Origin of the sequence: Mesorhizobium sp. RIZ17 (assembly GCF_051127865.1) — a bacterium.
GTDB lineage: Bacteria > Pseudomonadota > Alphaproteobacteria > Rhizobiales > Rhizobiaceae > Mesorhizobium > Mesorhizobium humile.
The window spans coordinates 2,067,711-2,081,371 of sequence record NZ_CP147861.1; the positions used below are offsets into that span (position 1 = coordinate 2,067,711).

Here is a 13,661-nt window from a genome sequence, read left to right on the forward strand (position 1 = left end):
ATCGAAGCGGTGTTAACGGTGCAGAATTCTGCTCCGCCGGGTTCTTCCGCCGGGTCACGGCATGGATCCTCGGGTCTTCGCGACGGAGCTCCGCTCCTGTTTCGCCCTAGGATGACGAAGTTGAGGACGCTTCGACCAAGTTAACGACGTTGCGGCAAGACATCGGGCAACCGATCGGAATCTCAATGAATCTTGAAAATGCACTGGTAGTCAAAAACACAGGAGCACAGCGATGAGCGGTTTGGCCGGTCGCAATTCACAAACGCGCGCCATCGTCACCGGCGGCGCGCAGGGCATCGGCTTCGCGGTTGCCGAGGCCTTGGCGGATGAGGGCTGCCGCGCGCTGGCGCTGATCGGCCGCTCGCAGGAGAAGGGCGACAAGGCGGTTGCAGTGCTCAAGAAGAGTGGCGTCGACGCCATCTTCATCAGCGCCGATGTCGCCAAGGTTGCCGACTGCAAGCGTGCCGTCGAGACAGCGATCAAGCATTTCGGCACGCTGAACGCGCTGGTCAATGCCGCCGCCACCTCGGCGCGCGGATCGCTGGTCGAGACGTCGGAAGAGCTTTTCGACCAGATATTCGACACCAATGTGCGCGGGCCGTTCTTCCTCATGCAGGGCCTCGTCGCGCATCTCCTTGAGCGCAAGGCGCCGGGCTCGATCGTCAATGTGCTGTCGATGTCGGCGCATGCCGGCCAGTCGTTCCTGACGCCCTATTCGACCAGCAAGGGCGCGCTGATGACGCTGACCAAGAATGTCGCGAGCTCGTACCGGAAGAACCGCATCCGCTGCAACGCCGTGCTGCCCGGCTGGATGGACACCGAGGGCGAGGATATCGTGCAGAAGAAGTGGCACGATGCGCCCGACGACTGGCTGGCAAAGGCCGAGGCCGCGCAGCCCATGGGCCAGTTGGTCAAGCCCGCCCAGCTTGCCCGGCTGATCACCTATATGGTCAGCCCTCAGGCTGGCGTCATGACCGGCTCGCTGGTCGATTACGACCAGAACATCGCTGGCGTGATTGGCGAGTAGTGACAAACATCTCCGCATCGACTATATGAGCCGCATGATCCACCTGACCGCCTCGTTTTGGTACTTTAGCTACGGTAGCTCGCTGGCGGCGGGAGGATTGCGCTCGATCTGAAAATTCCAGATCAAAATCCGACAAGCCGCCAGACCTGGCGGCTTTTTTGTTTCAGCCGGCAGGTCTCCTAACCAGGAGCAGAAAGCCGTGTTGACCACCACAGACGACCTTCGGGTCAGAGAACTCAAAGTCCTGAGCACGCCGGACGAGGTGATGCGCGAGATCCCGCGCTCGCTTACGGCGACACGCACCGTTGCCGCTTCGCGCAACGCCATCCATTCCATCCTCACGGGGGCCGACGATCGACTGGTAGTCATCGTCGGCCCTTGTTCCATCCACGATCCGGTCGCCGCCGTGGACTACGCCAGCCGTCTGGCGGCGCTGCGCGAGGCCCTGGCCGACCGGCTCGAGATCGTCATGCGCGTCTATTTTGAGAAGCCGCGCACCACGGTCGGCTGGAAGGGTCTCATCAACGATCCCGACCTCGACGGCAGCTTCAACATCGACAAGGGCTTGCGCATGGCGCGCAACGTTTTGTCGGCCGTCAACAATCTCGGCCTGCCGGCAGCGACCGAATTCCTCGACATGACCACGCCGCAATACATCGCCGACCTCGTCGCCTGGGGCGCCATCGGCGCGCGCACCACCGAAAGCCAGATCCATCGCGAGCTGGCCTCGGGCCTCTCCTGCCCGGTCGGCTTCAAGAACGGCACCGACGGCAATCTCAGGATCGCCGGCGAAGCCGTGAAGTCGGCCGCCCAGCCGCATCATTTCATGGCGGTGACCAAGGACGGCCGCAGCGCCATCGCGGCGACCACCGGCAATGAGGATTGCCACGTCATCCTGCGCGGCGGCATCACGCCGAACTACGATGCGGCAAGCGTCGAGGCCGCGGCTGCCGAGCTCGGCCGCATTGGTGTTGCGCCGCGGCTGATGATCGATGTCAGCCACGCCAACAGCGCCAAGAAGCCTGAGAACCAGCCCAAGGTCGCGCATGACGTGGCGGGGCAGGTGGCGGCGGGGGACGAGCGCATCATCGGCGTCATGATCGAGAGCAATCTCGTCGCCGGCCGGCAGGATGTCGTGCCCGGCAAGCCGCTCACCTACGGCCAGAGCATCACCGACGGCTGCATCGACTGGGCGACCACCGAGACCGTGCTGCACGGCCTTGCCGGCGCCGTCGAATGGCGCCGGTCGGTGAAGCGCGAGCTGCTCGCCAGCCGGCAGGGCGCGGCCTGAACAAAATCGAGAGGGCGGCGCTCACGCCGCCCTCAATCCTTCCCAGGCCGTGAATACCGAAACCGAGAACAGCAGCAAGCCCGCCGCGCGGCCTGCGAGTATGGTCGCTTGCGGATTGTCGACCAACAGCCCCCGGCTGCGCCCGGCCGTGACGGCAAGTCCGCCATAGACCGCGGCCTGGGTGGCGACGGTCAGCAATCCCATGATGGTCGCCTGCATCCAGATCGGACCGTAAGCCGGCTTCAGGAATTGCGGATAGACGGCAAGGATGAAGAGATAGGCCTTGGGATTGATCAGGCAGGTGATCATGCCTTGCCGAAAGGCCTTCCAGGCCGAGCGGCTCCCCGCGGGTCCGTTGTCGCCGACGGTGATCGAGCTGCGCATCAGCGAAATGCCGATATAGGCCATATAAGCGGCGCCGGCGAGCAGCAGCGGCGTGAACAGCATCGGCACGAAATGCATGAGCAGGCCGACGCCGATCGCGCCGTTCAACGTATGCACCGCGCCGCCGAGCATGATGCCGGCGGTCGCCGCCAGGCCTCGGTTGCTGCCGCCGGTCAGCGCGTTGGCGAGCACGAACAACATGTCCATGCCCGGCACGGCGATGATGCCGAACAGAAGCACGAAGAACAGCCAGAGGTTTTCGGCATAGCTCATGTCAGTTGCCCGTCGCATGACCCGCTTGCGCAAAAAGGAATCTGTTGATTTTCAAGCCGGTAGGCGGCCCTATAGGTCACCCCAACTGACGGGGATGTGTCAGTTGCGTTTCGTCGGATGGAAAAATGCGCAAGGCCTCGCGCCTGTTCGAGATCATCCAGATCCTGCGGCTGGCCCGTCAGCCGGTGACGGCGGCGACGATCGCCGGACAACTGGAGGTGACGGTGCGCTCGGTCTATCGCGATATTGCGGCGCTGCAGGCGATGCGCGTGCCCATCGAGGGCGAGCGCGGCATCGGCTACATACTGCGCTCCGGCTTCGACCTGCCGCCGCTGATGTTTTCCATCGAGGAGATGGAAGCGATCGTATTGTCGCTGGCGCTGCTCGAACGCACCGGCGACCAGGAGCTCAAGCAGGCCGCGAAGCGCGTCGGCGCCAAGATCGCCGGCGCCGTGCCGCCGCCTCTACGGCAGACGCTCGATGCCAACGCAATCCATGCCTGGGGCTTTGCGCCGCCGTCAGCCGCCGCTGTCGATCTTGCGCTGGTCCGCCGCGCCATCCGCGACGAGGAGAAGCTCGACCTTTCCTATCGCGACGAGTCGGGACGAGCGACCGACCGCATCATCCGTCCGGTCGCGCTGATCTACTATGCCGAGACCGCCAACATCGTCGCCTGGTGCGAATTGCGTCAGGCCATCCGCAATTTCCGCAGCGACCGTATCGAAGACTGCCGGCCAACGAACCTGTGGTTCAAGGGCGAGGGCGACCGGCTGCGGCAGGTCTGGGTCGACGGCTGGGAGATCAATGCCTCGACCGGCGGCAACTGATGCTTTGCCGGCTTAGCGATACTGCACGGTCGAGGTGGATTCAGGGCGCGATGCCGCGACAGGCCCAGGCGACATTGGCGAAGGATCGCGGGCCGTCGGGCCGGCCGGCCTGATAGGCATCGCGGACGGCGGCCTCGATGCGGTCCCGCTCGGTGGCATCCAATGTCATATATCTGCCGAGCGGGCCTTCCCCAGCGCCGATCGGCGCCCAGAAGTCGTCGAAATTCTGGTAATCCATGCGGATCATCAGCTCGACTTCGCTGACGTCGGCCAGGCCTTGCTCGACAAAGGTCCGCTTCATCTCGCCCGGCTGCATCATCGGCTGGAAGCAATAGCGGCTGCGCATCTGGCGCCCGCTTTCGCTGAGCGCCGCCACCGTGTCGATCATCATGCGCATGCCGGTCATGCCGCCGTAATGATCCCAGACCACGGCCGCGACCACGCCGCCAGGCCGCACGACGCGGCGCATCTCGGCCACAGCCTTGCCGGCCTCCGGCACGAAGTGCAGCACCAGCAGCGCCAGCGCGCGGTCGAACGCATTGTCGGCGAATGGCAGCGCCGTGGCGTCGGCCTGGCTGATGGTGACGCGCGGATCGCTGTTTTTCTCCTTAGCCGCCTCGACGAACACCGGTGAAAAGTCGATGGCCTGGATTTCCGCAAGATCGGCGGATTTTGCCAGCTCGAAGGTAAGACTCCCCGTGCCGCAGCCGACATCGAGGATCTTTTCGCCACCGGCCAGACCGGCGAAGTCGATGAACTTGGGCGCGAGCCTGCGGCTCCAGCGCCCCATGAGCTGCTCGTAACCGGATGCCGCATGGACGGTGAAGGTGGACGTCATCGGAGCCTCCCATTGATGAGCTTAGGCTAAACGACGGCGCAACTGCTGCATAGGCGCCGGGTGATCTGTAACATCGGCAGCAAAGGTAGCCTGACTGGGTCGGCGCTTTATGTGGGCGATCTCACGGTCGCGACCGACTCCCGCTCCACGAGCGGGCACTCCAGCTTGGTGATGGGATACCGGCCGCGGCCGGGCGTCGGCGGCGCTTCGAGCTGCTCGATTGCCCACTGCCCCATCGCCAGATGCGGCAGGATGGAGGTGGTCAGCGGCGGGAAGAGGTGGCGGGCGATCTCCTCGTCGTCATAGCCGACCACGGAAATGTCCTGCGGGATGTGCAGGCCGGCCTCCTTCAGCGCCTCGTAGCAGCCGATCGCGGTGCGGTCGTTCTGGCAGAAGATGGCAGTGGGCCGCTCCTTGAGTCCCAGCAGCTTGACCGTCGCGGCATAGCCGGCGCTGGCCGACCAGTCGCCCTCGACCACCAACTCGGGGTCGAACGGGATGTCGGCGGTGGCCAAGGCGCGGCGATAGCCTTTCAGCCGATCTTGCGCGGCCTGCATCCACGGCTCGCCGGTGATGGTGGCGATGCGGCGATGGCCATGGCCGATCAGGTGCCTTGTCGCGCTCTGGCCGCCGGCGATCTCGGAGGGAACCACCGCCGGGAAGGCATAGTCGGCCGTATAGCAGTTGAGCAGGATGACCGGGATATCGAGGCTGTAGAGGAAATCCGGCGCCGTGATCTCGCGCGTGAAGATGGTCATATAGATCAGCGCCGAGATGCCGCGCCGTGTCAGCGCTGAAATCGCGCGCGGCTCCATCACCGCGTCGCCCATGGTCTGCGCCACCAGAAGCACATTGCCCGCGTTCCACGAGGCCTGCCGCGCGCCCTCGATGGCGACCACCGCCTCGGGGCTGGTGGCGAGCTGGTCGACCGCGAAGCCAATGACGCCGTCCAGGCCTTCGAATGGCGTCACGGGCGGCCTGAGCGCCGAAAAGACCGGCGGCGAATAGCCCAGCGCCCGCGCCGCCTCGATCACCCGGTCGCGTGTCTGCTGCGACAGCCTGATACCTGGCGAATTGTTGAGCACGAACGAGACCGTAGCCTGCGAGCAGCCGGCGGCGCGCGCAATGTCGGTCATGGTGACGCGCCCCTTCGGCTTGGCCCCCGGCTTGCGGCGCCTGGAGGCTCCGGGGGGATCGCGCAGGTCCGTCGGTTCGCTCATGGTCGTTTCCCAAAACCCAGCCGGCTCTAAAGCAAAGGCGGCGGTAACGGCAAGATGGTCCAGGCCGTTGCGTTTATCGAGGCTGCGCCAGACTAATACATATTAGCAGGCAACACATGCAAATCGCCGGCTAAGCCGCTGCGCGACGAAACCAGTCAGACAAGGTCAGCAACGCTGACAATTCAGGTATTTCCCGCGCGGCCATAGACTCTGTCGCGCTCGCTCTCCTCACTCCCGGCGCGTCCTTCGACAAGCGTCTCCTCCGCATCGAAATCGCGCCTGGCGGCTTCATAACTAATAGTATTTACTAATAGCCGTAAGCGTTCTACTGTCAACTCGTCGTAACCGTCCGGGCTTCCGCTCGGTGCCGGCAGTGCGAAGGACGCTTGCCCGGAACTCGGCGGCATGCCGGATCGGGCGCGCACTCCATCTCACGAAAATGTCAGACAAATCGGACTATTTACGAACGCCACATGAGTGTCTAGTGTCTCGACCGCGGCCGGATCGGCACCGTTCTTAAGTCGGCGGACCTTTGCGCCACACCCTTGAGGAGGAGGGTTATCCAGGCCGCAGCCGAGACATCAGCGACGAGTTCCACAAGGCAAGTTCTACAAGGGAGGTTGAACTATGAAATCCACGATCCGTAACGCATCTGTCGCCGCGGCGGCCTTGCTCATCGGCCTGTCGGTAAGCGCCAGCGTGCGCGCCGACGACAAGCCGACGCTGGCCTTCGTCGTCAACGGTGCGTCAGACTTCTGGAAGGCGGCGGAAGCCGGCGTCAAGAAGGCGCAGGGCGAACTGCCCGACTACAATCTCGAGCTCAAATATCCGGAACAGTCCTCGGTCGCCATCCAGCAGCGGCTGATGGACGACCTGGTGACGGCAGGCGTCAAGGGCATCATGGTCTCGGCCGTCGATCCCAAGACCTCGACCGACGGGCTGAACAAGATCGCGTCGCAAACGGCGCTGTTCACCACCGACTCCGACGCCCCGCAGACCAAGCGCGTCGCCTATATCGGCTCGTCCAACGTCGACGCCGGCAAGCAGGCGGCCGAGATCGCCAAGAAGGCGATGCCGAACGGCGGCAAGTGCCTGGGCTTCGTCGGCCTGCTCGGCGCCGACAACGCCAAGGAGCGCATCCAGGGCATGAAGGACGGGCTCGCCGGCAGCAAGATCGAGCTGGTCGACGTGCGCGGCGACGACATCGACCAGGCGCGCGCCAAGAAGAATGTCGAGGATGCGCTGGTCGCCAGCCCCGACATCACCTGCATGGTCGGCTTCTACTCCTACAACACGCCGCGCATCTATGAAGCGCTGCGCGACGCCGGCAAGCTCGGCCAGATCACCGTCGTCGGCTTCGACGACGATCCGATCACGCTGGGCGGCGTCAAGGAAGGCACCGTTGCCGCCACCGTGGTGCAGCAGCCGTTCGAGTGGGCCTATCAGGGCATGAAGCTGATGGCCGCCTATCTCAAGGGCGACAAGTCCGGCATCCCGGCCGGCAACCTGATCATCATCCCGACCAAGATCATCGGCAAGGATGACGTCGACGCCTACGCCGCCAACCTGAAGGCGATGCAGGGCAAATAAGCCCAAAACAGTCGCGCCGGCTCAAGGGTCCGCCTTGAGCCGGCGTTCGTATTGACGGACCTGCCAAGGCCCGTCAGTCTGTGGGCCACCGGCTGCTGCCCCGTGCGGTAAACTATGGCGTGATGACCTCAACCGACACCACTCAACAGATCGCCGCTCCGTTCCTGAGCCTGGAGGCCGTGCGCAAGACCTATCCGGGTGTTGTGGCGCTGGACAGGTTCTCGATGGAAGTCCGTCCCGGCGAGGTCATCGGCCTGGTCGGCGAAAACGGCGCCGGCAAATCGACGCTGATGAAGATCCTCGGCGGGGTGACGCGGCCGGACAGCGGCACCGTCGCCGTCGATGGCGTGGCACATGACGGGCTGACCGTCGAACAAAGCATCGGCTCCGGCATCGCCTTCGTGCACCAGGAGCTCAACCTCTTCGAAAACCTCGACGTCGCCGCCAACATCTTCTTCGGCCGCGAGCCGCTGCGTGCCGGCCTGCTGAAGCTGGTCGACCGCGCGAAACTGCGCGAAATGGTGGCGCCGCTTTTGAAGCGGGTCGGCGCCAATTTCTCGGCCGACGCGCCGGTCGCATCGCTGTCGCTCGCCCAGCAGCAGATGGTCGAGATCGCCAAGGCGTTGTCTATCAAGGCCCGCCTGGTCATCCTCGACGAGCCGACCTCCAGCCTACCGATGGCGGAGACCGAAAAGCTGCTCGACGTCATCAAGGGGCTGAAGGCTCAAGGCATAAGCGTCATTTTCATCTCGCACCGCCTGCATGAGATCGAGCGCGTCGCCGACCGTGTCGTGGTGCTGCGCGACGGCACGTTGGCCGGCACACTGGCGAAGGACCACATCAATCACGACGAGATGGTCAGGCTGATGATCGGCCGCATGCTGAAAGAGCGCGAGAAGGCCGGCGAAGCCGCCCGCGCGCCGGGCAGCGTGGCCCTGTCGGCGGACGCGATCCGCACCAGCACCTATCCGGATCGTCCGGTCAGCCTGGAACTGAGGCGCGCAGAGATCCTCGGCCTCGCGGGCCTGGTCGGCTCCGGCCGCACGGAGCTGGCGCGCGTGCTGTTCGGCATCGACGAGCGGCTGGCCGGCAGCGTCACGCTCGACGGCAAGCCGCTGAACGTGACATCGGCCGCCGACGCGGTGGCGAACGGCATCTTCCTGGTGCCGGAGGACCGCAAGCTCACCGGCATCCTGCTCGATCTCTCGATCGCGCAGAACATCTCGCTGCCCAACCTGCCGGCCCACGCCAGGCGCTCGCTGGTTTCGACCGGCGCCGAGCTCGCGACGGCCGAAAAGCAGAAGAAAAACCTCGGCATCAAGGCGCCGTCGGTGCTGACCCGCGCCGGCACGCTGTCGGGCGGCAACCAGCAGAAGGTGGTTCTGGCCAAATGGCTGGCGATGAACCCCAAGGTGATGATCCTGGACGAGCCGACGCGCGGCATCGACATCGGCGCCAAGGCCGAGATCTACGGGCTGATGCGGGCGCTGGCCGATGCCGGCGTCGCCGTGCTGATGATCTCCAGCGACATGGAAGAAGTGATCGGCGTGTCGGACCGGATCGCGGTCATGCATGAGGGTCAGATCTCCGGCATCCTCGACAAGGACGATTTCAGCCAGGAGAACGTGCTCTTGCTGGCGGTCGGCAAGAAGCCGAAACTGCTGCAAGCGGCGGGAGGAGTTGAATGAGCAAAAAAGATCTCGGCCTGCTGATCCTGATCCTGGTGGTCGGCGCGGTGGTCACGGCCATCAACCCGCGCTTCCTGTCGGCGATCAATCTCGCCAACACCTCGAACCTGGTCGCGCTGTTCGGCATCCTGTCGATCGGCCAGGCCTTCGTCATCATCACCGGCGGCATCGAATTGTCGGTCGGTTCGCTGATCGCCCTGCTCGGCACGCTGTTCATCGACTTCATCGCGGTGCGCGAGGTGAGCTGGCCGCTGGCCTTCGTGCTGATCCTCGTGCTCGGCGCCGTCATCGGCTTCGTGCATGGCTGGCTGATCACGCGGCTGAAACTGCAGCCCTTCGTGGTGACGCTGTGCGGCCTCTTGATCTATCGCGGCGTGGCGCGCTTCTACACCGCCGACGGCACGGCGGGTTTCGCCTTCGGGCAGAATTTTCCGACGCTCGAATTCCTGACCGCCGGACGGTCGGGCGGCCTGCCGAACAGCTTCATCGCGCTGGTCGTCATCGCCGTCGTGATGTGGGTGGTGCTGCACCGCTCGGTGTTCGGCCGCTATCTCTATGCGATCGGCAAGAACGAGGAAGCGGCGAAATATTCCGGCATCCGCACGGGCCGCGTGATCATCGCGGCCTATGTCATCTGCGGCGTGCTGACGGCGCTGTCGGCGATCTATTTCGCCATGTACACGCGCTCGATCTCGCCGGCGAGCCACGGCCAGTTCTACGAGCTCTATGCCATCGCCGCGGCGGTGCTCGGCGGCTTCTCGCTGCGTGGCGGCGAGGGCTCGCTGGTCGGCGTCATCCTCGGCACCGTGCTGCTGCAGGAGTTGCAGAACCTCGTCAACCTGCTCGGCATCCCGTCCTCGCTCAACTTCGCCGTGATGGGCGGCGTGATCCTGATCGGCGTGCTGGTCGATCAGCAATGGGGCGTCTTCCGCGCGCGGCGCCGCATGATCGAAGCGACGCGCCAGAACGTTGCTGGCGCGCCGGCGGAGTAGCTTCGCTTCTCCATTCACGGTCCCGATTGGATCGATGCTCGCGGTGAAGCCGCCGGGCAAGCCCGGGCTCGTGGGCGGATTGCAACAACGCGTGAACCGGAAAACTGCCCTTGTCGCAGAATTGGGGCTGGGCTAAGCAATTGGTATCAGAGGGTTCCAAGAACAAAATAGGGGAGACACACCTGTGACATCATCACGTTGGATCGCGCTCGCAGCGCTGGCGTTGACTTGCTCGACCCCGGCACTGGCCAAGGACTGGAAGACCGTGACGGTCGCCATGGAGGGCTCCTACGCCCCCTGGAACCAGACCGATGCCAGCGGCAAGATCGTCGGCTTCGAGGTGGACATCCTCAACGACGTCTGCGCCCGCGCCAAGCTCGAATGCAAAATCGTCGCGCAGGATTGGGACGGCGTCATTCCCGGCCTCACGGCGGGCAAGTTCGACGTCGTCATGGACGGCATGTCGATCACCGAGGAGCGTATGAAGACGATCGACTTCTCGATCCCCTACGCCTCGTCGCCGGTCGCCTTCCTGGCCGACAAGAACGGCCCGCTGGCCAACCTGTCCAACAGCGGCAAGATGATCGACCTGTCGAAGGACGACGCCGAATCCAAGGCGGCGCTCGACACGCTGCGCAAGGAGCTCACCGGCAAGAATGTCGGCCTGCAGGTCTCGACCACCGAGGCGACCTTCGCCGACAAATATCTCAAGGACGTCGCCAACGTCCATGAATACAAGACCACCGACGAGCACGACCTCGACCTGATGGCCGGCCGCATCGACGTGGCCTTCGCCGACACCACCTATTTCCTCGGCACGCTGGCCAAGCCCGATGCCAAGGACCTGGAATTCGTCGGCCCGCAATTCAAGGGCGGCCCGATCCTCGGGCCGGGCATCGGCGCCGCTTTCCGAAAGACCGACAAGGACCTGCAGGACATCTACAACAAGGCGCTCAAGGCCGCGCTCGACGACGGCTCGGTGTCGAAATACTCCATGCAATGGTTCAAGATCGACATTACCAAGTAATGTCGCAACGGGAGCAGCCAAGGCTGCTCCCGTTTTGCATTGCATGTCGGCCAAAAGTGCGCAGCGGTTTTGGGAGAACGACATGCATCAAGGCAAGGCCTAAAAGCGCGTCGCCTAGTCCGTTTTGACACGCGCTTTAAGGCGGGCAACCCGTCGATGCCTATCTCGGCGCCCGCAGGAGCCGTAAGTGGAGTTTCTCAACGATCTCAAGGACCAGATGTCGACGGCCTATGAGCTGTTGGCCGCCGGCTGGGGCGTGCAACTGCTCTGGGGTATCGGCTGGACGCTCGCCGTTACCCTCGTGTCGATGCTGATTGGTGCGGTGCTGGGCTCGCTGGTGGCGGCGGCCAAGCTTTCGCATCGCGGCGGACTGAGGTTCATCGGCGAGAGCTACACCACCGTGTTTCGCGGCGAGCCGGAACTGCTGATCATCTACCTGTTCTACTATGGCGGCACGCAGGTTCTGACCGGCGTGGCGAGGTCCACCGGATCGATCGGCTCGACCGACATCTTGAACATGCCGAGCTTCCTCGGCGGCGTTCTCGCGGTCGGCATCATTTCCGGCGCCTACCAGGCCGAGGTTTTTCGCGGATCGTTCCTGGCGATCCATCGCGGCGAGCTGGAAGCGGCCCGCGCCTACGGCATGTCGGCCTGGCTGCGGTTTCGCCTGGTGATCGTGCCGCAGGTCCTGCGCCTCGCCGTGCCGGGGCTGGGCAATGTCTGGCAATTGACCATCAAGGATTCGGCACTGATCTCGGTCACCGGCGTCGCCGAGCTGATGCTCACCGCGAACAAGGCGGCGCGTTCGACGCATCATTCGCTGCTTTTCTACACGGTCGCCGGCATCCTCTACCTGGTGATGACCTCGGTCTCGACGCCGATCTTCGAGAAGGCCGAGCGCTACACCTCGCGCAGTTTCACGCGGCCGAAGTGAGAGGTGGCGGTGGATTTCGACTTCTACCTTTCGACCATGTGGAGCGTGCTCAAGGCGCTGCCGCTGACGCTCGAGATCTGGTTCTTCGGCATCGCCTTCGGGCTCATCATCGCCTCCGGCCTGACCTGGCTGCGGGCTTCCGGCTACAAGTTCGGTGAATATTTCACCCGCGCCTATGTCTTCGTCTTCCGTGGATCGCCGCTCTTGGTGCAGCTCTATCTGATCTATTTCGGGCTCTCCCAGTTCGATTTCGTGCGCCACAGCCCGATCCTGTGGCCGATCCTGCGCGATCCGATGTATTGCACGATCGTCGCCATGGCCTTGAACACAGCCGCCTATGAGAGCGAAATCTTCCGCGGCGCGCTGCGGGCGGTGCCCGTCGGCCAGATCGAGGCGGCCAAGGCGTTCGGCATGTCGGCCTTCACCCGCTTCCGCCTCGTGACGCTGCCGATCGCGCTGCGGCTCGCCTTGCCGGCCTATTCGACCGAAATCATCCTCATGACCAAGGCGACCGCGCTCGCATCCGTCGTCACCATCATGGAGATGATGGGAACGGCGCAGAAGATCCAGCACGACACGTTCCGGCCGATCGAGGTGCTGACCTGCGCCGGCGTGATCTACCTCCTGCTCAACCTGTCGATCGCCCGGCTGTTCGCCTGGGTCGAATACCGGCTTTCACCGCATCTGCGCCCGCCGCCTGAGCAGAGCCAGCAAATCAAACCCGTCCCGGAGGTGTTGTGATGTCGGCAAATGTCGCCGCTGCCGCGCAAGCGGCATCGTCTCCGGACGACAAGGCAGCCATCAGCGTCAAGGACCTGCGCAAGTGCTTTGGCGATCATGAGGTGCTCAAGGGCATTTCGCTCGAAGCCCACAAGGGCGACGTGATTTCGATCCTCGGCTCCTCGGGCTCCGGCAAGAGCACGATGCTGCGCTGTATCAATCTCTTGGAGACCCCGGATTCCGGCGAAGTGCGGGTGGACGGCGAGCTCATCCAGATGAAGCGGAGCCGCGACGGCCACCAGTTGCCGGCCGACATCCGCCAGGTGGAGCGGATCCGCGCCAATCTCGCCATGGTTTTCCAGAGCTTCAATCTCTGGTCGCACATGACGGTGCTGGAAAACCTCGTCGCCGCGCCGACGCATGTGCTGAAGCGGCCGCGCGCGGAGTGCCTGGAACAGGCAGAGGCCTTGCTGAAGCGCGTCGGCATATGGGAGCGCCGCAACTACTATCCGCCGCATATGTCGGGCGGCCAGCAGCAGCGCGCGGCGATCGCCCGCGCGCTGGCGATGAATCCCAAGGTGATGCTCTTCGACGAGCCGACATCCGCCCTCGATCCGGAACTGGTCGGCGAGGTGCTGCGCGTCATGCGCTCGCTTGCCGAAGAAGGACGCACCATGCTGGTCGTCACCCATGAAATGGGCTTTGCCCGCGACGTGTCGAGCAAGGTGATGTTCCTGCATAAGGGTGAGGTGGATACGGTTGGCGAACCGAAGGAGATGTTCGCCAGGCCGCCAACGCCGCAGTTCAAGCAGTTCATCGCCAACTTCAACAAGTGAGCGCGCCTTCCCTT

13 protein-coding genes are annotated in these 13,661 nt (G+C 64.1%); 10 read left to right on the forward strand and 3 right to left on the reverse strand.

Features of this window, described 5'->3' with window-relative positions:
- The first annotated feature begins 232 nt into the window (after window positions 1-232).
- Window positions 233-1,027 carry an SDR family oxidoreductase gene (locus WDX12_RS10255; protein ID WP_320294010.1) on the forward strand — a complete coding sequence of 265 codons (795 nt, stop codon included), beginning with the start codon at window positions 233-235 and terminating at the stop codon, window positions 1,025-1,027.
- 199 nt (window positions 1,028-1,226) lie between these two features.
- The gene (locus WDX12_RS10260; protein WP_320294011.1) at window positions 1,227-2,318 is read left to right on the forward strand and encodes a 3-deoxy-7-phosphoheptulonate synthase; all 1,092 of its coding nucleotides are present in this window, start codon (window positions 1,227-1,229) and stop codon (window positions 2,316-2,318) included.
- A gap of 21 nt (window positions 2,319-2,339) precedes the next feature.
- Here WDX12_RS10260 and WDX12_RS10265 read toward each other — a convergent pair whose 3' ends face one another.
- Window positions 2,340-2,975, reverse strand: coding sequence for a LysE family translocator (locus tag WDX12_RS10265; protein WP_434724790.1), 636 nt, complete (start codon window positions 2,973-2,975; stop codon window positions 2,340-2,342).
- Between the two features lie 125 nt (window positions 2,976-3,100).
- On the opposite strand from WDX12_RS10265, the gene WDX12_RS10270 reads away from it, so the two are divergent.
- On the forward strand, window positions 3,101-3,802 hold the full coding sequence (locus tag WDX12_RS10270; RefSeq protein ID WP_434724791.1) for a helix-turn-helix transcriptional regulator: 702 nt from the start codon (window positions 3,101-3,103) through the stop codon (window positions 3,800-3,802).
- Between the two features lie 40 nt (window positions 3,803-3,842).
- Here WDX12_RS10270 and WDX12_RS10275 read toward each other — a convergent pair whose 3' ends face one another.
- Window positions 3,843-4,640, reverse strand: coding sequence for a class I SAM-dependent methyltransferase (locus WDX12_RS10275; RefSeq protein WP_434724792.1), 798 nt, complete (start codon window positions 4,638-4,640; stop codon window positions 3,843-3,845).
- A gap of 107 nt (window positions 4,641-4,747) precedes the next feature.
- Entirely contained in the window at window positions 4,748-5,860 is a 1,113-nt protein-coding gene (locus WDX12_RS10280; RefSeq protein ID WP_320294015.1) for a LacI family DNA-binding transcriptional regulator, read from the reverse strand.
- Between the two features lie 627 nt (window positions 5,861-6,487).
- Between WDX12_RS10280 and WDX12_RS10285 the strand changes: the two genes are divergently transcribed.
- The 7 genes from WDX12_RS10285 to WDX12_RS10315 all read left to right on the forward strand — a co-directional run bounded on the left by WDX12_RS10285 (window position 6,488) and on the right by WDX12_RS10315 (window position 13,647).
- Window positions 6,488-7,450, forward strand: coding sequence for a sugar-binding protein (locus tag WDX12_RS10285; RefSeq protein ID WP_434724793.1), 963 nt, complete (start codon window positions 6,488-6,490; stop codon window positions 7,448-7,450).
- Between the two features lie 122 nt (window positions 7,451-7,572).
- Window positions 7,573-9,138, forward strand: a complete 1,566-nt coding sequence (locus WDX12_RS10290) for a sugar ABC transporter ATP-binding protein (protein ID WP_434725605.1) — start codon at window positions 7,573-7,575, stop codon at window positions 9,136-9,138.
- Complete coding sequence (locus WDX12_RS10295; protein ID WP_434724794.1) at window positions 9,135-10,130, forward strand: ABC transporter permease; 996 nt, start codon at window positions 9,135-9,137, stop codon at window positions 10,128-10,130. Before WDX12_RS10290 ends, WDX12_RS10295 begins: the two co-directional genes overlap by 4 nt.
- Window positions 10,131-10,314: 184 nt before the next feature.
- Window positions 10,315-11,157 carry a transporter substrate-binding domain-containing protein gene (locus tag WDX12_RS10300; RefSeq protein ID WP_434724795.1) on the forward strand — a complete coding sequence of 281 codons (843 nt, stop codon included), beginning with the start codon at window positions 10,315-10,317 and terminating at the stop codon, window positions 11,155-11,157.
- Window positions 11,158-11,374: 217 nt separating this feature from the next.
- Window positions 11,375-12,091: an ABC transporter permease gene (locus WDX12_RS10305; protein ID WP_434725606.1), complete on the forward strand. Its 717-nt coding sequence runs from the start codon at window positions 11,375-11,377 to the stop codon at window positions 12,089-12,091.
- Between the two features lie 3 nt (window positions 12,092-12,094).
- Window positions 12,095-12,832 carry an ABC transporter permease gene (locus WDX12_RS10310; RefSeq protein ID WP_320294020.1) on the forward strand — a complete coding sequence of 246 codons (738 nt, stop codon included), beginning with the start codon at window positions 12,095-12,097 and terminating at the stop codon, window positions 12,830-12,832.
- Window positions 12,832-13,647: an ABC transporter ATP-binding protein gene (locus tag WDX12_RS10315; RefSeq protein WP_320294021.1), complete on the forward strand. Its 816-nt coding sequence runs from the start codon at window positions 12,832-12,834 to the stop codon at window positions 13,645-13,647. Before WDX12_RS10310 ends, WDX12_RS10315 begins: the two co-directional genes overlap by 1 nt.
- The last annotated feature ends 14 nt before the right edge of the window (window positions 13,648-13,661 follow it).